Raw genomic sequence first — 19453 nt, forward strand, 5'->3', positions numbered from 1 at the left:
CCGAAGGGCGGGGCTTGATGAAGTAGAGAAAGTTCTATCGCGTCGGCGTCAACCGCTTGCCGTCATGGCTCCGTACGTGAGGGCCTGCCCCATCCAAGGCGTCAAGGAGCCGGATCGAGTAGACCTCGGACATGGACTCCGCCACCTCCTCGGGCGTGAACCAGGTGACCGCCGTCGACTCGCCGGAGGTGCGCTCCTCGCCTCCCGCCGGCTTGCAGCGGAAGACCAGGGCGACGATGCCTCGTGCCGTGTTCTTGTAGACCCCGGTGAGCTCGTCCACCTCGACGTGGATGCCCGTTTCTTCCCAGACCTCGCGCCGTACGCCGGCCTCCGGGGTCTCTTCGAGTTCGAGCACCCCGCCCGGGAGCTCCCAAGCGCCGTTGTCGGCCCGCCGGATTGTCAGGAGCTTGCCGTCCTCGCGGACCACTACTCCGGCCACGGACACGGAGTGCAGTGGCGTTGACTGGGCTTCCGGGGCGCTGTTACTCATGTACAGGAGCATAGGAGGATGGGAAGAACTATGGGAACCGCGGTAGGAGGGGATAGGGCCGTACCTCGATACGTTCAGATCGCCGACGACATCGTGCAGCAGATCAGGGCTGGGGTCCTCAGGCCCGGCGAGATGGTGCCGAGTGAATCCGAGCTGGTCGAACGCTACGGCGTCTCGGGCGGCACGATCCGTAAGGCGATGGTGGAGGTCCGGGCGAGCGGCCTGGTGGAGACCCGCCACGGCAAGGGCTCGATCGTGAAGGACCGGCCGCCGGTACGGCACCGCTCTTCCGACCGCTTCCGTCGCTCACACCGGCAGGGCGGCAAGGCCGCGTATCTGGCGGAGTCCGCGCAGTCCGGAGCCACGGCCAAGGTCAGCGTTCTGTACATCGGCCCCATGGCGGCCCCGGAGGACGTGGCCGATCGCCTCGGGGTCGAGCCCGGCACTCAGGTCCTCGCCCGCCGGCGGCTCTACTTCCGTAACGGCACGCCGGTCGAGACGGCCAGCTCGTACCTGCCCTGGGACGTCGTGAAGGACATCCCCGAACTCTTCGCCGAGAATCCCGGCGGTGGCGGCATCTACGCCCGACTCGAAGACCACGGGCATGAGTTCGCCGAGTTCGTCGAGACCTTGCAGGCCCGGTCGGCCTCCAAGGCTGAAGCGTCCGAGCTGGCGCTCAGTCCTGGTGCCCCTGTCGTGCATCTGGTCCGTGAGGCGCTGACGACCGAGGGCCGTGTGGTGGAGGTCTGCGACACCCTCATGGCCGCTGACCAGTTCGTGTTCAGCTACCGCATCCCCGCTACGGACTGACGCCCGCTCAACTCTCCTCAACCCGCCCCGACTTCTTTGTCGCGGCGGGTTGACTCATGTACAGGAGTCAGGCACTCTTCTTCATGTCACTCATGTACATGAGTGACGGAGTTCAGCATGTATAGAGGAGTGATCCGTAATGCGTCAGATCCCCGTCGACACCTCCGCCGCGACCGTGATGGTCGCGAAGCAGCCGCAGATCAAGGTCAAGGACCGCCGTACCGGTGAGGTCGCTCTCGACGTCGAGACCGGGGCGAAGCTGATGACCGTGGACGTGATGTTCGCCGCTAACGACGCGGTGGAGATCCTGTCCGTCACGGTCCCTGAGAGCGGGGTCTCCGGTGAGCTGGGCATGGGCACTCCGGTGGCGCTGACCGGCCTGATTGCCCGGCCCTGGGAGAACGAGTTCAACGGGCAGAAGCGGCACGGCATCGCCTTCCGCGCCGTGGCGGTCACCTCACTCGCCGCCGGCGGCTCGCAGGCTGAGGCGGCCTGATCATGGCCCGCCTCTCGGTCGTACTACTGCTGGTCGTCGCCACCGCTCTCGTACTGCGGTGGCGGCGTCCCGCCTGGTACTGGATGGCCTTCGGGATCACCTTCGCCGTGCTGCGGGTCTTAGTCCGGTACGCCTCGGTCATGGACGCCTGCGGACTGACGGTCCCGCCCGCGCGCTGGCGGCTCGCACTCGCCCGCATGACCTACCGACCGGCTCCCGAGCCGCGCGCCCCGCGCATCCTCCGTCTCCGGCCAACCCGCACCGGCTTGGTCCTGCGGCTCAAGCTCCGCCCCGGCCAGGACGCCTTCGATGTCTCCGCCGCCACTGATCGGCTGCGGCACTCCTTCGGGATGTACGGCGTCATAGCCCGGGAGATCCGCTCCGGCGTCGTCGAACTGCGGATGACCGGCTACGACGTGCTCAAGCGCGTACAGCTGCCCACCAAGATCGACCACGCTCCGATGCGTGTGCCCGTCGCACTGCGCGAGGACGGATCGGTCCACTACCGCGACTACCGGACCATCCCGCACGGACTCACACTCGGGGCCACCGAGTCGGGCAAGTCCGTCTACCAACGCAATCTGGTGGCCGGCCTCGCCGCTCAAGATGTCGCGCTCGTCGGCATCGACTGCAAGCAGGGAGTCGAGCTGTTCCCGCTCGCTCGCCGCTTCTCCGCCCTCGCCGACGACCAGGACACCGCTCTCGAGCTGCTCGAAGCACTGGTGTCACACATGGAGTCCGTCTACCAACTCGTCCGCGAACAACAGCGCATCAGTGTGAACGTCCCCGACGCGGAGATCGCCGCCGACATCTGGGACCTGGCCGAAGACTTGCGTCCCACGCCCGTCGTGGTCCTGGTGGACGAGGTGTCCGAACTCGCGCTCTTCGCCTCCAAGGAGGAAGAGAAGCGCCGAGACCGGATCATCACCGCGCTCGTTCGTCTGGCGCAGCTCGGCCGCGCCGCTGGCATCTACCTGGAGATCTGCGGCCAGCGCTTCGGCTCCGAACTCGGCAAGGGCATCACGATGCTTCGGGCCCAGCTCACCGGCCGTACCGTGCACCGCGTCAACGACGAGACCAGCGCCAACATGGCCTTCGGCGACATCTCCCCTGAGGCCGCACTGGCCGCCATCCAGATACCCGCCAACGCCCCGGGCGTCGCGGTCGCCGGTGATTCGACCGGTGGCTGGTCACGCATCCGCGCCCCGCACACCTCGCTGCGCGAAGCGGTCAACCTCTGCAACAAGCACGCTGACCGCACGCCGAACGTGCCCGCGCTCGCGCCCTTCCGGCCTGCCGTCGCCTCGTCGGCCTCCGACACTGCGCCACTCAACAAGGCCTCCAGCGCGACTGCTTGATCCCCCGCTCCAAGGTCGGCGCCACCTCAACGCGCCAGGTCCCTACCCCCTCCATGCCAGATCCCGGAAGGAGAACCGTCATGGGACGCATCCGCCCGGACGCCGTTCTCGTACAAGCCGTCATCGCCGGAGCGCTCTCCTTCGCCCACCTCCACGACCTGGCCGCCGCTGCCGGGCAGTGCGGCTGGAAGGCGTGGGCCTACCCGATCAGCGTCGACCTGCTGCTGGTCGCGGCCTGGCGGCGGCTCCGCAATGACGGGCCGTCCCGGCTCGCCTGGTGCTGGTTCGTGATTGCCCTGGTGGCCTCGCTCGGTGCCAACGTCGCGACTGCCGGATTCCTCGACCTCCAGCACCCGCCCGCCTGGCTCCGCTTCGGCATCGCCGGGTGGCCGGCGCTGGCCTTCCTCGGCGGGACGCTGCTGGCCCATACGCGGAGTGCGGACGTAGCCGCCGATCCCGCCGCGCTGGCCGACAGGGCTCCGGCGCCCGCCTCTGCTCCGGTACCAGATCCGGTCGCCGCCACTGAACCTCCGGCTATGCAACCCGAGTTGGAGGCCATCGACCTCCCCGCAGCTGAGCCACACACCGAACCATCCCGGCCTGCACCCGCACCTGCGCCCGTCCCAGCCGCGCTCGTCGCTCACGCCCGCAAGGTCGCCGACGAGCACCACGCCCGGACCGGAGAACAGATCGACACCGACACCCTGCGGGCCCGCCTCGGCGTCCCGCCCCAGCTCGCCGACTCCATCGCCGTCCAACTCACCTGACCAGGAAGGGAGAACTGCCGTGACCCGTGACCCTGCCGACCTGACCGCCACGGACTACCTCGACAGCGCCCGCGAGATGACCGCCGCCAACCGGCCCTACCTCGCCCACCTGCTCGCCGAGGAAGCCGTCCAGCGCACCGCCGACCCGGCCACCGCGGCCGGTATCCGCGCCGCCTACCCCGACCCGACGACCACCCGAACGGAGAGCAGCTGACATGCCTGCCCGCGACCACTTCCACTCCGTCATGCGGATCGGCCCCGTACAGATCGGCACCTACCGCGACCGCTACGGCCATACCCAGCACGCCGCCGTCTGCACCGCCGACCGCTGCGGCTGGTCCGCCGACTTCTCCAGCCGCTCGGCCGCTCAGCTCGCCGCCCGCACCCACCGCTGCACGGTCCGCTGACCAACTGAGGAGACACCCATGGACGTCCCGCTCTGGCTCGCCCTGATCGCCGTCGGCTACCTCGGCATCAAGCTCATCCGCCCGCCCTGGTGGCTCGTGGCCGTGTTCCTCCTCGGCGGCTACCTCCTCGCCGACAGCTTCCTGGCCTCCGCCATCGACACCGCCGTCAAGTAACAACCGCAGAAGGGAGAACCACCATGTTCCGTCCCAAGGTCCCGACCAACCCGACGCCCACCGGACTCGTCACCCCGTCCGCCGTCGAACCGATCGCCACCGTGCAGCACACCCCGCTGCTGGCCCCGGTCGCTCAGCCCTCGACCCGACCCGCGGTTCAACTCACGCCCGGCACCGCGCTCGCCCTCGTCGGCGGCGGCACGGCCGTGGTCCTGGTCGTCGGCGCCGTCCTGGTCTCGATGCTCCTGGCGGTCGCCATCAGCGGGGTGTCCGTCGCCGTCTGCGCGGTCGTCCTCCGCTCCCTGCTCGCCCACGGGCGCACACACCGCTGACCGGCCCCCGGGCGGCCTCAACCGCCAAGCCTCCGCCGCCCGGGAGCCGTGCTCCTGCCCGAACCAAAGATCCGGAAGGAACCCCCATCATGACCGACCGCACCCGCGTACGCGGGAGGTCGCCCGTGCCTGACGCGCTCCTCGACCCGACGACCCTCGGCGACCTGCTGAGGGTGGCTTCGGCCCCCGACTACGACCGTTGGGCAGACCAGATCCACCGCACCGGCGGCTGCTCCGACCCGATCCACCTCACCGGCTGGACCCTCACCAAGGACCGCACGTCGGGCGAGACCCTGCACCACTACTCGACCGCGTCCGAACCTGGCGGACGACTCCGCCTCGCTTGCGGCAACCGCCGCGCCTCCCGCTGCCCCGCCTGCGCCTGGACCTACGCCGGGGACACCTACCACCTCATCCGCGCCGGCCTCGCCGGAGACGGCCGCCGCGACATCCCCGCCACCGTCCGCGACCACCCCCGCGTCTTCACCACCCTCACCGCGCCCTCCTTCGGCCCCGTCCACAACCGACCCGACCAAGGCGCCTGCCGCTGCGGCACACAGCACCACACGGACGATCCGGCGCTCGGCACCGCCCTGGCCCCCGAGACGTACGACTACGCCGCCGCCGTCCTGTTCAACAACCACGCGGGCGACCTCTGGCAACGATTCACCACCCGCCTCCGCCGCGAACTGGCCACCCGCGCCGGCATCACCCAACGCAACCTCAAGGAATCCGCCCGCCTCTCCTACGGCAAGGTCGCCGAGTTCCAGAAGCGCGGCGCCCTCCACTTCCACGCGGTGATCCGGATCGACGGGCCGGACGGGCCCGGAACACCGCCGCCGTCCTGGGCGAGCGTCGACCTGCTGACCGATGCGATCCACGCCGCCGCCGCACACTCCTACACCTCGGTCACGGCGCCAGCAGCCGGGGATCAACCCGCCCGGACCTTCCGCTGGGGCACGCAGCTGGACGTGCGGCCGGTCAAGGCGTTCGGCGACGGCTCCGACATCACCGAACAGGCGGTGGCCTCCTACGTGGCGAAGTACGCGACCAAGGCCGCCGAGACCACCGGCACTATCGACCGGCGCATCGGCGAACTCGCGGAACTGGACCGCCACCAGGTCCCCGACCACACCCGACGCCTGATCGCCGCGTGCAAAACCCTGGACCCGCTCTACCCAGACCGCCGCCTCTGGGCCTGGGCCCACATGCTCGGTTTCCGCGGCCACTTCTCCTCCAAGTCCCGCCGCTACTCGACCACCCTCGGCGAGCTGCGCGCGGCCCGCGCCGACTTCCGCGCCGCCCAGGAACGCGAAGCCCTCGGCCTCGAACCCCCGGAGCCGGACACCGTCCTCGTCCTGACCGACTGGCAGTACACCGGCCACGGCCACACCCCCGGCGAATCCGCCCTCGCCGACACCATCGCCCGCGACATACAGACCAACCGCGACACCGCTCGCGAAGCACGCGCCGAACTTCAAGCCGAAGAAGGAGACGACTGGACATGACCACCCCCACCGGCCAACTGCTGACCGTGCCCGAGGTCATGGCACGGCTCAAGTTCGGACGCTCCAAGGTCTACGACCTGATGCGCTCCAAGCGCCTCATCTCCATCACCGAGGGTCGTGCCCGCCGCATCCCCGAGAACGCACTCCAGAACTACATCCGCGACCGGATCGAGGAGGCCGCCTGATGTCACAGCAGCGCAAGCGCAACCCCAACGGCGCCGGCACCATCACCAAGCGCAAGGACGGCCGCTACCAGTGCGCGGTCTACGTCCTCCAGCCCGACGGCACCCGGGCCCGCAAGTTCGCCTACGGCAAGACCTGGGCAGAGTGCGACGCCAAGCGCCGCGAACTCCTCTCCAAGGTCGACAGCGGCGTCCCCGTCCCCACCCGCTCGGCCAAGCTCGCCGAATGGCTGCCGTACTGGCTGGACAACGTCATCAAGCCGAACCGGAAGCGCAGCACGTTCAGCAAGTACGCGATGCACGTACGGCTCTACCTCGTGCCGCTGCTCGGCACGAAGCGGCTGGAGACCCTCGGCCCCCGCCACGTCCGGGTGTTCCTCGCCGACGTCGCCCGCAAGTCCTCCCCCGCGACGGCCAAGGAAGCTCACCGCGTGCTCCGTACAGCCCTGACAGCAGCGACCCGGGAGGAGCTGGTCACCCGCAACGTCGCCTCGCTCGTAGAGGCCCCCAAGGTCGTCAGCCGCGAGACCACACCCTGGTCGCTGGACGAGACGCTGGCGTTCCTCGAAGAGGCCCGCCGCGATCCGCTCTACGCGGCCTTCGTACTCGCCATCGCCATGGGTCTCCGCCGCGGTGAGGTCCTCGGCCTGCGCTGGTCGGACGTGGACCTGGACGGCCGCGTGATCCGCATCAGCAACCAGGTGCAGCGCATCGGCGGCGAGCTGTATCAGGACACCACCAAGACCGGGAAGATCCGCCCCGTACCGCTACCGCTGATCTGCCTGGCCGCTCTGCGCTGGCACCGCCTCCGCCAAGCCCACGATTCAGAGAAACGGGGCACCAAGCTGGACCCGACCGGGCTCGTCTTCACAACCCGCTCCGGCCGCCCGATCGAACCGCGGAACCTGAACCGCTCCTTCTCCCGGCTCACCACCTCGGCCGGCCTCCGCCCGATCCGTCTCCACGACGCCCGCCACGGCTGCGCCACCCTGCTGACCGCGGCCGGCGTCGCCCCGCGCGTCCTGATGGAGATCCTCGGCCACAGCCAGATCAGCCTGACCATGGACGTCTACACCCACGTCGCCCAGGACACCCAACGGGAAGCGATCAGCCACATGGACCGACTCCTGAAACGGCGACTCGACCGGAACTGATCACGGCTGACGGCGATCCGACCGCCCCGTTGATGTCATCCGTAGATGTCAGAAGCCCCAGGCCACTACCCGGCCTGGGGCTTCTTCCCTGTTCAAGCTGAGAGCCCCCTGTCGGATTCGAACCGACGACCTTCGCTTTACAAGAGCGGTGCTCTGGCCAGCTGAGCTAAGGAGGCGTGCGTGAAGCAGTGTACCCAGGCGCGCCGGATGCCGGTTCCCATTTCGTGACTGCAGGGGTACTGACACCGGGGTCCGCCGCGGGTAGCGTCACGGAGAGTCCATATCAGTGGACTACACCACTCCTTTTACTCGGATCGTCCGGCACGTTCCTGCCGGTGAAGGGACTCTCACCATGGCTACGGTCACGTATGACCAGGCAACCCGTATCTACCCGGGTTCCGACAAGCCCGCCGTCGACAAACTGGACATCGCCATCGAAGACGGCGAATTTCTTGTCCTGGTCGGCCCCTCCGGATGTGGCAAGTCCACCTCGCTGCGGATGCTCGCGGGGCTGGAGGACGTCGACGGAGGCGCTATCCGTATCGGGGACCGCGATGTCACCCACCTTCCGCCCAAGGACCGGGACATCGCCATGGTGTTCCAGAACTACGCGCTGTATCCGCACATGACGGTTGCCGACAACATGGGCTTCGCGCTCAAGATCGCCGGTGTGCCGAAGGCGGAGATCCGGCAGAAGGTCGAGGACGCTGCCAAGATCCTCGACCTCACGGAGTACCTCGCCCGCAAGCCCAAGGCGCTGTCCGGCGGTCAGCGGCAGCGGGTCGCGATGGGCCGGGCGATCGTCCGGGAGCCGCAGGTCTTCCTGATGGACGAGCCGCTGTCCAACCTGGACGCCAAGCTGCGGGTCCAGACCCGTACGCAGATCGCGGGGCTGCAGCGCCGGCTCGGGATCACGACGGTGTACGTCACGCACGACCAGGTCGAGGCGATGACGATGGGCGACCGGGTCGCCGTGCTCAAGGACGGTCTGCTGCAGCAGATCGATTCGCCGCGGAGCATGTACGACCGGCCGGCGAATCTGTTCGTGGCGGGCTTCATCGGCTCGCCCGCGATGAACCTCGTCGAGGTGCCGATCACCGACGGCGGTGTGAAGTTCGGCAACAGCGTCGTCCCGGTCAACCGTGAGGCACTGTCCACGGCCGCCGACAAGGGCGACCGGACGGTGACCGTGGGCGTGCGCCCCGAGCACTTCGACATCGTCGAGCAGAACGGTGCCGCCGCGAAGTCGCTGTCCAAGGAGTCCGCGGACGCGCCGGCCGGTCTGGCCGTCACGGTCAACGTCGTCGAGGAACTCGGCGCGGACGGCTATGTGTACGGCACCGCGGAGGTCGGCGGCGAGGTCAAGGATCTCGTCGTACGGGTCAACGGCCGCCAGGTCCCGGAGAAGGGCAGCCGGCTGCACGTCGTGCCGCGGGCGGGCGAGACGCATGTCTTCTCGACGTCGTCCGGGGAGCGCCTCACCGACTGAGACAGGCTGAGGAGCGAGCGCGGGCGGCGGCGGCCCCGGGGAGCACCCGGGACCGCCGCCGCTGCGTTTCCGTCGGCGCCAAGTACCCACCATCAGGACATAACCCGACTTTCCACACCAGTGCGTCAACATCACAACCGCACCGACGAGCCATTGCGTCCCCCGATAAGGTGACCAAATGTCGCCAAATCATCACTCCTCGCTACGATCGCGACCGTGAACTCCGCAGCCCGCCACATCGGCAGAACTCTCGCCCTCGTCCTTCCCGTCGTCCTCGTGCTGTCCGGGACCCTCGCGGTCACCGCCGTCCCCTGGGCGTCGACGGCCACCGACTCACAGATGCTGACCGCGTCCTCCGGGAAGGCCGCCACCAGGACCACCGCCCGCGCGCCCGAGGAGGCCCTGCGCAAGCGCCTCCTGGTCGAGCTCCAGGAGAAGGACCCGGGCATCGCCCTGACCCACCTCCAGGAAGCAACCACCAAGCGCCCCACGCTGGCCAAGCACTGCGTCTCCATCGCCCGCGACCTCGGCCGTGCCGCGGTCGCCAAGTACGGCGCCGCACACCGCGCCCAGGCCTTCTCCCGCCCGGTCTGCGACACCTCCTTCGCCACCGGCGTCGCCGCCGCCCAGTGACCCCCGCTCGCACCGCATAGGGTGCGATCCATGACAGGTGCCCAGCATCCCTATCCCACGCAGGCCGTGGTCCTGGCCGGCGGCCAGGGCTCACGTCTCCGCCCGTACACCGACGACCGCCCCAAGCCGATGGTCGAGATTCCCGGCACCGGGACCCCGATCATCGGCCATCAGCTGAACTGGCTGGCCGAGGAAGGCGTCACGGACGTGGTGATCTCCTGCGGGCACCTCGCCGGAGTACTCCAGGACTGGCTGGACCGGACCCAACTCCCGTTGCGTGTCACGACCGTTGTCGAGACCGAACCGCTGGGCCGCGGTGGCGGCCTCAAGTACGCGGCCGGGTCGCTCCCCCGCCCGGACGAGCCCTGGTACGCCACCAACGGCGACATCTGGACCCGCTTCCCGCTCCGTGAGATGGCCGCCTTCCACCACGAGCGCGCCGCCGAGGCCACCCTCGCGCTGGCCCGCCCCCACATCCCCTGGGGCGCCGTGGAGACCGACGCGTTCGGGCATGTGCTGGACTTCATCGAGTCGCCGCCCTCGCCGTATCTCATCAACGCCGGCGTCTATGTCTTCTCCGCCGCCTTCACGGGGCTGCTCCCCGACCGCGGCGACCATGAGCGCACCACCTTCCCGCGCCTCGCCCGCGAACGCCGGCTGGCCGGCTTCCCGCTCCCCCAGGGCGCCTACTGGCGCGCCATCGACACCGCCAAGGACCTCACCGAGGCCGCCAAGGAGCTGAACGCCCAAGGGCGTTGAGCGGGCACGGTTGAGCGAGCGCGGCTGAGCGAGCGCGCAGGGCCCAGGCGGAAGCCCAGGAAGCCCGGGAAGCGCCCTGCCTCCCCCTCCCCCCCGCTACGCCCCTCGCGCCGCCGTGACCACCCTCCCGGAGCCGTCCTCGGGAGTCCCCGCACACGGCTGTCCCCGACCGCTCCTCCCTCCCCGTGACGGCCGGTGCAGAAGTGCCGTACGGGGAGATCGGGGCGATCGGGGACGGGTGCGGGGGCGGCGGGTCAGCCGAGGAGGCCGCCCAGGGCGTCGCGGCCGGAGTCGCCGCTGCCACTGCCGGTGCCGGTGCTGCCGGTACCGGTGGTGCCGCCGCCGGTGCCGCCCGCCGAGGGCGGCACCCGGCTCGGTACCGGCGCCCGCCGGGTCGGCACGGTCTGCTGCGGTGCGCTGGTGGTCGCGCCGGGCTGCTCCGCGAGGCCGCTGCTGCTGCCCGTCGACCGGCCGGTACCGGGGGCCGGGGCGGACGGCGTGCCCGGCTTGCGGGCCTTGTGCGAGGCGCCCACGGAAGGCTTTCCGGGGCGGGGTGCGGCGCTGCCGGTATGCCGGTGGCCGGGCCGGGTGGCGCGCTTGCCGGGGCGGGGCAGCGGGGAGCCGGGCAGGTTGTTGATCGCGGGCTCACCGGGCCGGGGTACGGTCGCTACCGTCGCGGACCGTACGGCGCCGCCCAGCAGCGAGCCGATGAGCAGCGTCAGCCCGGCCACCATCGCCGTCATCACGGCGCCGCGGCGCAGCACCCGGCGCCGCAGGTCGGCCACCTCGACGCGGGGGCCGAGGCGCCGCCAGGCCTCGCCGGCCAGCCGCCCGTCCACGGAGTAGACCGGGGCGCCGGCGATGATCAGCGGGCTCCAGGCGGCGAGGTAGATGATGTCGGGGGCGTCGTAGGCGGGGACCGTGCGCCAGCTGACGGTCATCAGCAGCGCCGCGGACAACAGCGCGCCGATCGACGCGGCGACCCGCTGCCACAGGCCGCAGATCGTCAGGACGCCGACGACGACCTGCAGGAAGGCGACGGTCAGACCGGCGCCGACCGGGTGCGAGACGGCGAAGTCGCGCAGCGGCACGGCCAGCGCCCAGGGGTCGAGCGACTGCAGCCACTTGACCATGGAGCCCCGCTCACCGCCGTCGAAATAGACGGGGTCGCAGAGCTTGCCCATGCCGGCGTAGACGGAGATCAGACCGAGGAAGATGCGCAGCGGCAGCAGGACGACACCGAGGTTCATCCGGCGGCCGGGGTAGTACGCATGCCGGACGGAGTCGGGGCCGCGCCGCCTGCCGCCCGGGTCGTAGTGGTCCCGTGCCTCGAACCGGTCGTCGTCATAGCCGTCGTCGAGCGGGCCGCGGCTGCCGTACGAGGTGTTCCGGTAGGGGGCGTCGCGGTAGGTGTCGCCGTACGCGCTGCCCACGGGGCGTACGCCGCGCAGCAGCTTGTCGGATTCGGCGGGGCCGCGCTGGCCGATCACGGTCTGGGCGGGGGGCGCGTCGTCGAGGCGGACCCGGGGCAGGACCTGGGTCGTGCCGACGTCCTCGGCGCCGCCGTCGAGGCCGACGCCCGAGTTGCGCACCGCGTGCAGGAGTTGGGTGGTGGCGCCGGCCGTGCCGCCCGGTTCGGTGCGGCCGCTCCACACCACGGGCGCCCGGCGTCTGGCACCGGCGGCCAAGCCCCGGATGACGGGGATGCGCGCGGTGTCGGCCATGGCGTTGCCCGCCGTGGGCGCGGCGAGCTGTACGCGGAAGCTGGCGTGGTTGACGATGACCTGCGCGGGATCGCACGGCACCTTGACCGAGCTCAGGCCCGGCTCGTCATCGAAGCCCGGCGAGCGTCCCCCCGTAGGCGTGCGGGGTGTTCTGGTGTCCACGCTCATCTAACCGAGTGACTCGCGTATAAGACACTGCCTTGACCGGGTCGATCTGTCCGAGACCCGTCAAAAGATCACGGGATCCGGTGAAGGCGTACGGAGGGTCAGGCCTTGCCCCGGGGTGGCGCGGCGGCGCACCGGCCGCCCCGGGGCATCCGGACTCAGGCGCGGCGGCGGGCCGCCTCCCACAGGACGACACCGGCCGCGACACCCGCGTTCAGCGACTCCGCGCCGCCCGGCATCGGGATCCGCACCCGGACGTCACAGGTCTCGCCGACCAGCCGCGACAGGCCCTTGCCCTCGCTGCCGACGACGATCACGACCGGGCCGTCCAGCGCCTCGACGTCCTGGAGCTCCATCTCGCCGTCCGCGGCCAGACCGACGACCGTGAGGCCGGCCTTCTGGTACGACTCCAGGGTCCGGGTCAGGTTGGTGGCGCGGGCGACCGGCGTACGGGCCGCGGTGCCCGCCGAGGTCTTCCACGCACCGGCCGTCATACCGGCCGCGCGGCGCTCCGGCACGACCACGCCATGGCCGCCGAAGGCGCACACGGAACGGACCACGGCGCCGAGGTTGCGCGGGTCGGTGACGCCGTCGAGCGCGACGATCAGCGGGTCGTCACCGTCGTCGAAGGCGGCCGCGGCGAGGTCCTCGGGGTGCGCGTAGTCGTACGGCGGGACCTGCAGGACCATGCCCTGGTGGTTGAGGCCATTGGTCATCCGGTCCAGCTCGGGGCGCGGCGCCTCCATCAGATTGATGTCGCCGCGCTCCGAGGCGAGCTGCAGTGCCTCGCGCACCCGCTCGTCGGTGTCGATGAACTGCTGGACGTAGAGGGTCGTCGCGGGCACGCCGTCGCGCAGCGCCTCGAAGACCGGGTTACGGCCGACGACCAGCTCCGCGGTGCCCTTGGCGCCGCCGCGCCGCGGGGCCGGGCGGCGCGCCGCGGCCTGCTTCGCCTTGGCGTTGGCAGCGCGGTTCTTGACATGTCCCTTGCGCGCGGAGGCGGGCGGGGTCGGGCCCTTGCCCTCCAGGCCCCGGCGCCGCTTGCCGCCGCTGCCGACCTGCGCGCCCTTCTTGTTGGACATGCGGCGGTTCCTGCGCTGGCTGTTGCCGGCCATGGGTCACCTGTTTCTTCACTGCTCTCGACGTCTCGCGACGTGGAGTGGGTACGTACGTATGGATTGAGTGTCGCCCGCGGCCACCAGGAAGGGCGAATCCGGGTGGCCGGCGACGGGCGGGACGGGGGTCAGGACAGCGACCAGCGCGGGCCCGAGGGGGTGTCCTCGATCGCGAGTCCGGACTGCTGGAGCTGGTCGCGGATGGCGTCGGCGGTGGCGTAGTCCTTGCGGGCGCGGGCGGCCTGGCGCTGTTCGAGGACCAGGCGGACCAGGGAGTCGACCACACCGTGGAGGTCTTCACCGCGGTCCTTGCCGCCGCCGGACCAGCGCTCGTCGAGCGGGTCCAGGCCGAGCACGCCGAGCATGGCGCGCAGCTCGGCCAGCCGGGCCACCGCCGACTCCTTGTCGTCGGCGGTCAGTGCGGCGTTGCCCTGGCGGACGGTGGTGTGCACGATCGCCAGCGCCTGCGGGACGCCCAGATCGTCGTCCATCGCCTCGGCGAAGGCCAGCGGCACCTCGTCCGCCGGCTCGACGACCCCGGCCTTCTCGACGACCCGCTGGACGAAGCCCTCGATCCGCGCGAACGCGGACTCGGCCTCGCGCAGCGCTTCCTCGCTGTACTCGATCATCGAGCGGTAGTGCGGGGTGCCCAGGTAGTAGCGCAGCACGATCGGGCGCCAGCGCTTGACCATCTCCGAGACCAGCACGGAGTTGCCCAGCGACTTGGACATCTTCTCGCCGCTCATGGTCACCCAGGCGTTGTGCGACCAGTACCGGGCGAAGTCGTCGCCGTACGCCTTGGCCTGTGCGATCTCGTTCTCGTGGTGCGGGAAGACGAGGTCGACGCCGCCGCCGTGGATGTCGAAGGCGGAGCCCAGATACTTGTGGGCCATCGCCGAGCACTCCAGGTGCCAGCCGGGCCGGCCGCGGCCCCAGGGGGTCTCCCAGCTGGGCTCGCCCTCCCTGGCCGCCTTCCACATCGCGAAGTCGCGCGGGTCCCGCTTGCCGGTCTCGCCCTCACCGGACGGCTGGCGGAGGTTGTCCAACTCCTGGTTGGAGAGCTGGAGATACTCCGGGAAGGACTTCACGTCGAAGTAGACGTTGCCGTCGGCGGCGTAGGCGTGGCCGCGCTCGATCAGGCCGCGCATCATCTCGATCATCTCGGGGATGTGGCCGGTGGCGCGCGGCTCGTAGGTGGGACGCAGGCAGCCGAGGGCGTCGTAGGCCGTGTTGAAGGCGACCTCGTTCTCGTAGCCGATCGACCACCAGGGGCGGCCCTGCTCGGCCGCCTTCTTGATGATCTTGTCGTCGATGTCCGTGACATTGCGCACGAACGTCACGTCGTAGCCGCGGTGCTCGAACCAGCGGCGCATGATGTCGAAGTTCAGTCCCGACCTGATATGCCCGATGTGCGGGGCGGCCTGCACGGTCGCGCCACACAGGTAGATCGAGACACAGCCCGGCACGAGCGGGGTGAAATCGCGAATCTGCCGGGCGCTGGTGTCGTACAGGCGAATCGTCACGGAACCAGGGTAGTCGGAACGAGGGAGTGCCCCGCGACCCATTGGGCCACGGGGAAACAGATCTGTCACAACCATCCGATTCGCCGGAAGTGTCGCCCTCCCTGGAGTGGGCCCGGGCCTGGTCAGATGCTGCCCACCACCTTGCGCGGGGTGATCCGGACCACCACCCGCTCATCGTCGTTGACCCCCGCCGGGTTGAAGTCCGCGTACAGCTTGCCGGTGTACTTCCGCGACAGCTCGTCGATCAGCTCCTGCCCGCCCGCGGTGCTGAGCGAGGCGGTGCCGCGGACCTCGGCGTAGGTGTACGGCGCGTCGAAGGGCTGGACGACGACCGAGACCCGGGGGTCCCGCCGGAGGTTCTTCTCCTTGCGGCGGCCGACGGTCGTCGAGAACAACAGATCGTCGCCGTCCCGCTTCACCCAGACCGGGGAGGCCTGCGGACTCCCGTCGGGCTGGACGGTCGTCACGGTCACGAAGACCGGGCTGTCGAGGAGCTGCTTGAGGTCGTCGGACAAGGTGGCAGACACAAGGGGTCCTTCCTGCGGGCCGTTCCGAGGGACACGAGTACTCCGATGGTCCCCCCAACACCCGTGCGGCGCCCGGCATTCCCGCGCCATACGGGGGAATGCCGGGCGCTGCGTCCGTCGGCCGGGCCGCGCAGGACCCGGTCAGGCCGTACGGAAGACGATCGCCGTGGCGACCGCGGCCAGGCCCTCGGCGCGGCCCGTCAGGCCCAGCCCGTCCGAGGTCGTGCCGGAGACCGAGACCGGCGCGCCGACGGTCGCCGACAGCGCCTTCTGGGCCTCGTCCCGGCGCTTGCCGACCTTCGGGCGCACGCCGATGACCTGCACCGCGACATTGCCGATGGTGAGTCCCTCGGCCCGCACGATCCGCGCGGCCTCGGCCAGCAGCGTCACCCCGGAGGCGCCGGACCACTCGGGGCGGCCGGTGCCGAAGTGCGCACCCAGGTCGCCGACGCCGGCCGCCGAGAACAGCGCGTCGCAGGCGGCATGGGCGACCACATCGCCGTCGCTGTGGCCGGCCAGGCCGTATCCGTCGCTCTCCGCGGCGTCCCAGAGCAGCCCGGCGCACCACAGCTCACGGCCCTGCTCGAAGGCGTGCACGTCCGTGCCGATGCCGACGAGCGGGAGAAGAGGGGCGGCGGGGAGCCCGGCGGGGGTCGGCTCAGACATAGCCATCGGTGGCCCTCCTGCGGGCGAGTACGGCCTCGGCCAGGACCAGGTCCAGCGGCCGGGTCACCTTGAACGCCTCCTCGTGGCCGGGGACGACCACGACCGGCGAACCGAGCCGTTCGACCAGCCCGGCGTCGTCGGTGGCGCCTTCGCCCTCGACGACGGTGTCATGCGCCTTGCGCAGGGTCGCCAGGTCGAAGCCCTGCGGGGTCTGCACGGCGCGCAGCAGGGCCCGCTCCGGGGTGCCGACCACCGGCTCGGGGGCGCCCTGCGGCTGCGGATCGACCTGCTTGACGGTGTCGGCGAGCGGCAGCGCCGGGACGACGGCGGGCGCACCGGCGCGTACGGCGGCGACCACTGCGTCGACCGTGTCGACCGGGACCAGCGGCCGCGCGGCGTCATGCACCAGCACGACGTCGATGATGTCCGGGAGCGCCGCCAGACCGAGCTGTACGGACTCCTGGCGGGTCTCACCGCCGGGAACAACCCGCAGGTCGGTGCGCTCGGGGAGGGGATGCTCGCCGAGCAGGCGGCTGACCTCGGCGGCGCCGTCGGGCGGGGCGACCACGACGATCAGGGAGACGGCACGTGAGGCGGCCATCGCGCGGACGGCGTGCACCAGCATGGGAGTGCCGCCCAGGGTGCGCAGCGCCTTGGGGGTGCCGGGACCGAGCCGGACACCGCGGCCGGCGGCGGGAATCACCGCGGCGGTGCGGATCGGACGGGAGGGATCTGACATCGATGGCTCCGGAGTCCGGGGCGAGCCCGGAATTGACGCAGACAGGTTTGTTTCCTCGGGAGAGGTGGGTATGGCCTGGGCGTGCCCCCTACGGGGGGAGTGCCGGGCGCGACGCCTTGACCGGACCCTTCCGTGACATCGGTCGAGGCAGCTGCCCGGGCCCGGCACGTCACAGGGGGGCGGTGGTTCTCGCCGATACCAGCCGGTCGCCCCCCGTAGATCCGTCGCAGCACCCGCAGATATGCCGCAGCGCCCGGCAACAGACCGCTCCCCTTGGGGAGTGGATCGTCACTCGGGCACCGCGGCATTGCTACGTCGTCGCTGCGTTGAATCAGACGGCGTTGGATGTGGCAGCGTTGGATCTGACTGCGCTGGATGTCGCCAACGCTGGACATGGCCAACGCTTCAGCGTCGTCAGGACGCGAGTACCTCGTCGAGCAGGGCCTCGGCCTTGTCCTCGTTGGTGTTCTCCGCGAGGGCGAGCTCGCTCACCAGGATCTGGCGCGCCTTCGCGAGCATCCTCTTCTCACCGGCGGAAAGTCCGCGCTCACGCTCGCGCCGCCACAGGTCGCGAACCACTTCGGCAACCTTGATCACATCGCCGGAAGCGAGCTTCTCGAGATTTGCCTTGTAGCGACGGGACCAGTTCGTCGGCTCTTCGGCATACGGTGCACGAAGCACCTCGAAGACCCGGTCCAGCCCGTCCTGACCAACCACGTCGCGTACGCCGACGAACTCCGCATTGTCCGCTGGCACACGAACAGTCAAGTCGCCCTGGGCGACCTTCAGCACCAAGTAGGTCTTGTCCACGCCTTTGATCTGGCGAGTTTCGATGGCCTCGATCAGCGCGGCCCCGTGATGGGGATAGACCACGGTGTCGCCAACCTTGAACGTCATGTGACAGGTACCCCTTCCGTGGCTATCCATGCTAACACGGGAACGGGCCGTTCTGAATGGCGTTTTCGCAGGTCAGGGCATATCTCGGGGCTTGACAACAGCGACCGGAACGTGCTGCGAGGGGGCTCGGGAGGCGGGTATTCGCAGGTCGGAGGGGCTGCACGGGTGAGCGGAAACATGCCCGTCACGTACCGGGAACACGATGATCGACAGGCCGAACGTCCCGTTTTGCACGGATCCACACGAGCGAGTTCCGCTACTCCGTTCGGCTGCTCATCGGCCTCTCGGGACCGATTCTCGAATTGATCACGAACCGGCGGCCGAACAGTGTGATCAATTCCGCGGGCCCTTCACATTCTCTGCGAATACTGCTTTTCCCCGGAAGGAAACCAGCCGCTCGCCACCCGAACGGCCTCTTGCCGAAAATTCATGCCCGTTCTTGAGGAACGTTCTTGAGTCCGCCCGGTTCTGCGTCCCTTCCACGGTCCGTTCCGCATCCCGCTGGTGTACCTCCGGACCGCGCGGCGGGGGCGGTGGGAGGGCGCCCGGACGGCGGTGGCGGGCCGCTGATCGCGCTGGGGGCGGGTCGGGTGCGGCGGCGCGAGGGCGGCTCGGTAACCTAGCGGCGCTGACACACCCTTAGGGCGGCCCTGCGCACCCGTCGTCATGACGCGTACGGAGCGCCGCCCCAGCCGTCCATCCGCGACCGGGCACGAACGTTCGGCCGCCGTAGCTCGTCTAGGAGATGCCGCCGCCGTGAGCCGCAGCCTTCGACGCGGCGTCCTCGCCGCCACAGTCCTTTCGCTCTCGATCGCCACGCTGTCCGCGTGCGGGGCCGGGAACGACGCCCAGACGCTGCAGGTCAAGCCGGACAACGCCGCGACCTCCGTCGGCGACATCAAGATTCAGAACGCCACCGTCATCACCCAGCCCGAGCTGAACGCCAAGGGCCCGGCCGTGGTTTCCGCGACGGTGTTCAACAGCGGCGCCAAGGACCAGAAGCTGACCGCGGTCTCCGTCGACGGCACCGGCCAGACGGCCAAGCTCTCGCCGGCCGGCCGCGGCGCGGGCGCGATCACCGTGCCCGCCGGCGGCTCCGTCGTGATCGGCGGCAAGGACAACCCCTCGGCCGTCCTCGCCAGCGGCCGTGAGGCCGTACAGGACGGCAACGCGCAGCCGCTGACCTTCAAGTTCAGCTCCACCGGCCAGGTGAAGATCAACGCCTTTGTCGTCCCGGCGAAGAACTACTTCGAGGGCTACGGGCCCTCGCAGGTGCCGTCGCCGTCCGGCTCGCCGTCGCCGTCCGGTTCCGGCAAGCCCTCGGAGTCGGGCAAGCCGTCGGATTCGGCCTCCCCGTCCGGTAGCACCAAGCCGGCGGAGGGGTCGCACGCCGGTCACTGAGCCGGCGGCACGACGGCGGCCGCCGTCACCACTACGCGTCAGGGGCGCCCCTCCGATCCGGAGGGGCGCCCCTGACGCGTACTGCCGCAGCCGGGCACGGCAGCTCACCGCTGCGCTGCGGAGCGGCTCACGGCCGC

General features: G+C 70.3%; 23 protein-coding genes and 1 tRNA gene. 15 read left to right on the forward strand and 9 right to left on the reverse strand.

All coding sequences use genetic code 11. The annotated features are described in order from the left end of the window. Positions 1–34: 34 nt before the first annotated feature. Complete coding sequence (locus AB0C46_RS22580) at positions 35–502, reverse strand: NUDIX domain-containing protein (protein WP_362829812.1); 468 nt, start codon at positions 500–502, stop codon at positions 35–37. An 18-nt stretch (positions 503–520) separates the two neighbouring features. Here AB0C46_RS22580 and AB0C46_RS22585 point away from each other — a divergent pair, with 18 nt between their 5' ends. The 11 genes from AB0C46_RS22585 (at position 521) to AB0C46_RS22635 (ending at position 7678) form a co-directional block, all read left to right on the forward strand. Next, complete coding sequence (locus AB0C46_RS22585) at positions 521–1300, forward strand: GntR family transcriptional regulator (RefSeq protein WP_362829813.1); 780 nt, start codon at positions 521–523, stop codon at positions 1298–1300. 139 nt (positions 1301–1439) lie between these two features. After that, entirely contained in the window at positions 1440–1796 is a 357-nt protein-coding gene (locus AB0C46_RS22590; protein ID WP_030988949.1) for a hypothetical protein, read from the forward strand. Positions 1797–1798: 2 nt separating this feature from the next. Beyond that, the gene (locus tag AB0C46_RS22595) at positions 1799–3154 is read left to right on the forward strand and encodes an FtsK/SpoIIIE domain-containing protein (RefSeq protein WP_362829814.1); all 1356 of its coding nucleotides are present in this window, start codon (positions 1799–1801) and stop codon (positions 3152–3154) included. Positions 3155–3234: 80 nt separating this feature from the next. After that, positions 3235–3921, forward strand: a complete 687-nt coding sequence (locus tag AB0C46_RS22600; protein ID WP_362829815.1) for a DUF2637 domain-containing protein — start codon at positions 3235–3237, stop codon at positions 3919–3921. Positions 3922–3940: 19 nt separating this feature from the next. Next, complete coding sequence (locus AB0C46_RS22605) at positions 3941–4135, forward strand: hypothetical protein (protein WP_362829816.1); 195 nt, start codon at positions 3941–3943, stop codon at positions 4133–4135. A gap of 1 nt (position 4136) precedes the next feature. Next, entirely contained in the window at positions 4137–4328 is a 192-nt protein-coding gene (locus AB0C46_RS22610) for a mobile element transfer protein (RefSeq protein WP_362829818.1), read from the forward strand. An 18-nt stretch (positions 4329–4346) separates the two neighbouring features. Then, positions 4347–4502 (forward strand): hypothetical protein, encoded by a 156-nt coding sequence (locus AB0C46_RS22615; RefSeq protein WP_109891880.1) that lies wholly within the window; start codon positions 4347–4349, stop codon positions 4500–4502. Positions 4503–4525: 23 nt separating this feature from the next. Continuing rightward, entirely contained in the window at positions 4526–4834 is a 309-nt protein-coding gene (locus tag AB0C46_RS22620) for a SpdD-like protein (RefSeq protein WP_362829819.1), read from the forward strand. 89 nt (positions 4835–4923) lie between these two features. Beyond that, complete coding sequence (gene repSA / locus AB0C46_RS22625) at positions 4924–6342, forward strand: replication initiator protein RepSA (protein ID WP_362829820.1); 1419 nt, start codon at positions 4924–4926, stop codon at positions 6340–6342. Further along, the gene (locus tag AB0C46_RS22630) at positions 6339–6527 is read left to right on the forward strand and encodes a helix-turn-helix domain-containing protein (protein WP_362829821.1); all 189 of its coding nucleotides are present in this window, start codon (positions 6339–6341) and stop codon (positions 6525–6527) included. The genes repSA and AB0C46_RS22630 overlap by 4 nt, the downstream gene beginning before the upstream one ends. Continuing rightward, a complete protein-coding gene (locus AB0C46_RS22635) occupies positions 6527–7678 on the forward strand; it encodes a site-specific integrase (RefSeq protein ID WP_362829822.1) in 1152 nt (383 codons plus the stop codon). The genes AB0C46_RS22630 and AB0C46_RS22635 overlap by 1 nt, the downstream gene beginning before the upstream one ends. 102 nt (positions 7679–7780) lie before the next feature. Here the strand turns inward: AB0C46_RS22635 and AB0C46_RS22640 are convergent. Further along, a tRNA-Thr gene (locus AB0C46_RS22640) sits at positions 7781–7854 on the reverse strand. Positions 7855–8030: 176 nt separating this feature from the next. Between AB0C46_RS22640 and ugpC the strand changes: the two genes are divergently transcribed. The 3 genes from ugpC to AB0C46_RS22655 all read left to right on the forward strand — a co-directional run bounded on the left by ugpC (position 8031) and on the right by AB0C46_RS22655 (position 10559). Continuing rightward, positions 8031–9167 carry a sn-glycerol-3-phosphate ABC transporter ATP-binding protein UgpC gene (ugpC, locus tag AB0C46_RS22645; protein WP_362829823.1) on the forward strand — a complete coding sequence of 379 codons (1137 nt, stop codon included), beginning with the start codon at positions 8031–8033 and terminating at the stop codon, positions 9165–9167. A gap of 216 nt (positions 9168–9383) precedes the next feature. Next, a complete protein-coding gene (locus AB0C46_RS22650; RefSeq protein WP_362829824.1) occupies positions 9384–9800 on the forward strand; it encodes a hypothetical protein in 417 nt (138 codons plus the stop codon). Positions 9801–9830: 30 nt separating this feature from the next. After that, positions 9831–10559, forward strand: coding sequence for a nucleotidyltransferase family protein (locus tag AB0C46_RS22655; protein WP_362829826.1), 729 nt, complete (start codon positions 9831–9833; stop codon positions 10557–10559). Between the two features lie 254 nt (positions 10560–10813). Here AB0C46_RS22655 and AB0C46_RS22660 read toward each other — a convergent pair whose 3' ends face one another. The 7 genes from AB0C46_RS22660 to AB0C46_RS22690 all read right to left on the reverse strand — a co-directional run bounded on the left by AB0C46_RS22660 (position 10814) and on the right by AB0C46_RS22690 (position 17915). Then, the gene (locus tag AB0C46_RS22660; protein ID WP_362829827.1) at positions 10814–12451 is read right to left on the reverse strand and encodes a DoxX family membrane protein; all 1638 of its coding nucleotides are present in this window, start codon (positions 12449–12451) and stop codon (positions 10814–10816) included. Positions 12452–12606: 155 nt separating this feature from the next. Then, positions 12607–13563: a 23S rRNA (guanosine(2251)-2'-O)-methyltransferase RlmB gene (rlmB, locus tag AB0C46_RS22665; protein WP_362829828.1), complete on the reverse strand. Its 957-nt coding sequence runs from the start codon at positions 13561–13563 to the stop codon at positions 12607–12609. Positions 13564–13691: 128 nt separating this feature from the next. Beyond that, complete coding sequence (cysS, locus tag AB0C46_RS22670; RefSeq protein WP_362829829.1) at positions 13692–15086, reverse strand: cysteine--tRNA ligase; 1395 nt, start codon at positions 15084–15086, stop codon at positions 13692–13694. A 122-nt stretch (positions 15087–15208) separates the two neighbouring features. After that, complete coding sequence (locus AB0C46_RS22675; RefSeq protein WP_362829830.1) at positions 15209–15613, reverse strand: PPOX class F420-dependent oxidoreductase; 405 nt, start codon at positions 15611–15613, stop codon at positions 15209–15211. A gap of 141 nt (positions 15614–15754) precedes the next feature. Beyond that, positions 15755–16279: a 2-C-methyl-D-erythritol 2,4-cyclodiphosphate synthase gene (gene ispF / locus AB0C46_RS22680; RefSeq protein ID WP_362829898.1), complete on the reverse strand. Its 525-nt coding sequence runs from the start codon at positions 16277–16279 to the stop codon at positions 15755–15757. Next, positions 16272–17018, reverse strand: a complete 747-nt coding sequence (gene ispD, locus AB0C46_RS22685) for a 2-C-methyl-D-erythritol 4-phosphate cytidylyltransferase (protein ID WP_362829831.1) — start codon at positions 17016–17018, stop codon at positions 16272–16274. The genes ispF and ispD overlap by 8 nt, the downstream gene beginning before the upstream one ends. Positions 17019–17432: 414 nt before the next feature. Further along, the gene (locus tag AB0C46_RS22690) at positions 17433–17915 is read right to left on the reverse strand and encodes a CarD family transcriptional regulator (RefSeq protein WP_003953493.1); all 483 of its coding nucleotides are present in this window, start codon (positions 17913–17915) and stop codon (positions 17433–17435) included. A gap of 756 nt (positions 17916–18671) precedes the next feature. Here AB0C46_RS22690 and AB0C46_RS22695 point away from each other — a divergent pair. Next, positions 18672–19316, forward strand: coding sequence for a DUF461 domain-containing protein (locus tag AB0C46_RS22695; RefSeq protein WP_362829832.1), 645 nt, complete (start codon positions 18672–18674; stop codon positions 19314–19316). Positions 19317–19453: the final 137 nt, after the last annotated feature.

Source organism: Streptomyces sp. NPDC048637, from assembly GCF_040650675.1.
Classification (GTDB): domain Bacteria; phylum Actinomycetota; class Actinomycetes; order Streptomycetales; family Streptomycetaceae; genus Streptomyces.

What these genes read in the sequence shown, in the direction of transcription:
- AB0C46_RS22580 (WP_362829812.1), bottom strand. Translation starts at nt 502, where the DNA reads ATGCTCCTGTACATGAGTAACAGCGCCCCGGAAGCCCAGTCAACGCCA.
- AB0C46_RS22585 (WP_362829813.1), top strand. Translation starts at nt 521, where the DNA reads ATGGGAACCGCGGTAGGAGGGGATAGGGCCGTACCTCGATACGTTCAG.
- AB0C46_RS22590 (WP_030988949.1), top strand. Translation starts at nt 1,440, where the DNA reads ATGCGTCAGATCCCCGTCGACACCTCCGCCGCGACCGTGATGGTCGCG.
- AB0C46_RS22595 (WP_362829814.1), top strand. Translation starts at nt 1,799, where the DNA reads ATGGCCCGCCTCTCGGTCGTACTACTGCTGGTCGTCGCCACCGCTCTC.
- AB0C46_RS22600 (WP_362829815.1), top strand. Translation starts at nt 3,235, where the DNA reads ATGGGACGCATCCGCCCGGACGCCGTTCTCGTACAAGCCGTCATCGCC.
- AB0C46_RS22610 (WP_362829818.1), top strand. Translation starts at nt 4,137, where the DNA reads ATGCCTGCCCGCGACCACTTCCACTCCGTCATGCGGATCGGCCCCGTA.
- AB0C46_RS22615 (WP_109891880.1), top strand. Translation starts at nt 4,347, where the DNA reads ATGGACGTCCCGCTCTGGCTCGCCCTGATCGCCGTCGGCTACCTCGGC.
- AB0C46_RS22620 (WP_362829819.1), top strand. Translation starts at nt 4,526, where the DNA reads ATGTTCCGTCCCAAGGTCCCGACCAACCCGACGCCCACCGGACTCGTC.
- repSA (WP_362829820.1), top strand. Translation starts at nt 4,924, where the DNA reads ATGACCGACCGCACCCGCGTACGCGGGAGGTCGCCCGTGCCTGACGCG.
- AB0C46_RS22630 (WP_362829821.1), top strand. Translation starts at nt 6,339, where the DNA reads ATGACCACCCCCACCGGCCAACTGCTGACCGTGCCCGAGGTCATGGCA.
- AB0C46_RS22635 (WP_362829822.1), top strand. Translation starts at nt 6,527, where the DNA reads ATGTCACAGCAGCGCAAGCGCAACCCCAACGGCGCCGGCACCATCACC.
- ugpC (WP_362829823.1), top strand. Translation starts at nt 8,031, where the DNA reads ATGGCTACGGTCACGTATGACCAGGCAACCCGTATCTACCCGGGTTCC.
- AB0C46_RS22655 (WP_362829826.1), top strand. Translation starts at nt 9,831, where the DNA reads ATGACAGGTGCCCAGCATCCCTATCCCACGCAGGCCGTGGTCCTGGCC.
- AB0C46_RS22660 (WP_362829827.1), bottom strand. Translation starts at nt 12,451, where the DNA reads ATGAGCGTGGACACCAGAACACCCCGCACGCCTACGGGGGGACGCTCG.
- rlmB (WP_362829828.1), bottom strand. Translation starts at nt 13,563, where the DNA reads ATGGCCGGCAACAGCCAGCGCAGGAACCGCCGCATGTCCAACAAGAAG.
- ispF (WP_362829898.1), bottom strand. Translation starts at nt 16,279, where the DNA reads ATGTCTGAGCCGACCCCCGCCGGGCTCCCCGCCGCCCCTCTTCTCCCG.
- ispD (WP_362829831.1), bottom strand. Translation starts at nt 17,018, where the DNA reads ATGTCAGATCCCTCCCGTCCGATCCGCACCGCCGCGGTGATTCCCGCC.
- AB0C46_RS22690 (WP_003953493.1), bottom strand. Translation starts at nt 17,915, where the DNA reads ATGACGTTCAAGGTTGGCGACACCGTGGTCTATCCCCATCACGGGGCC.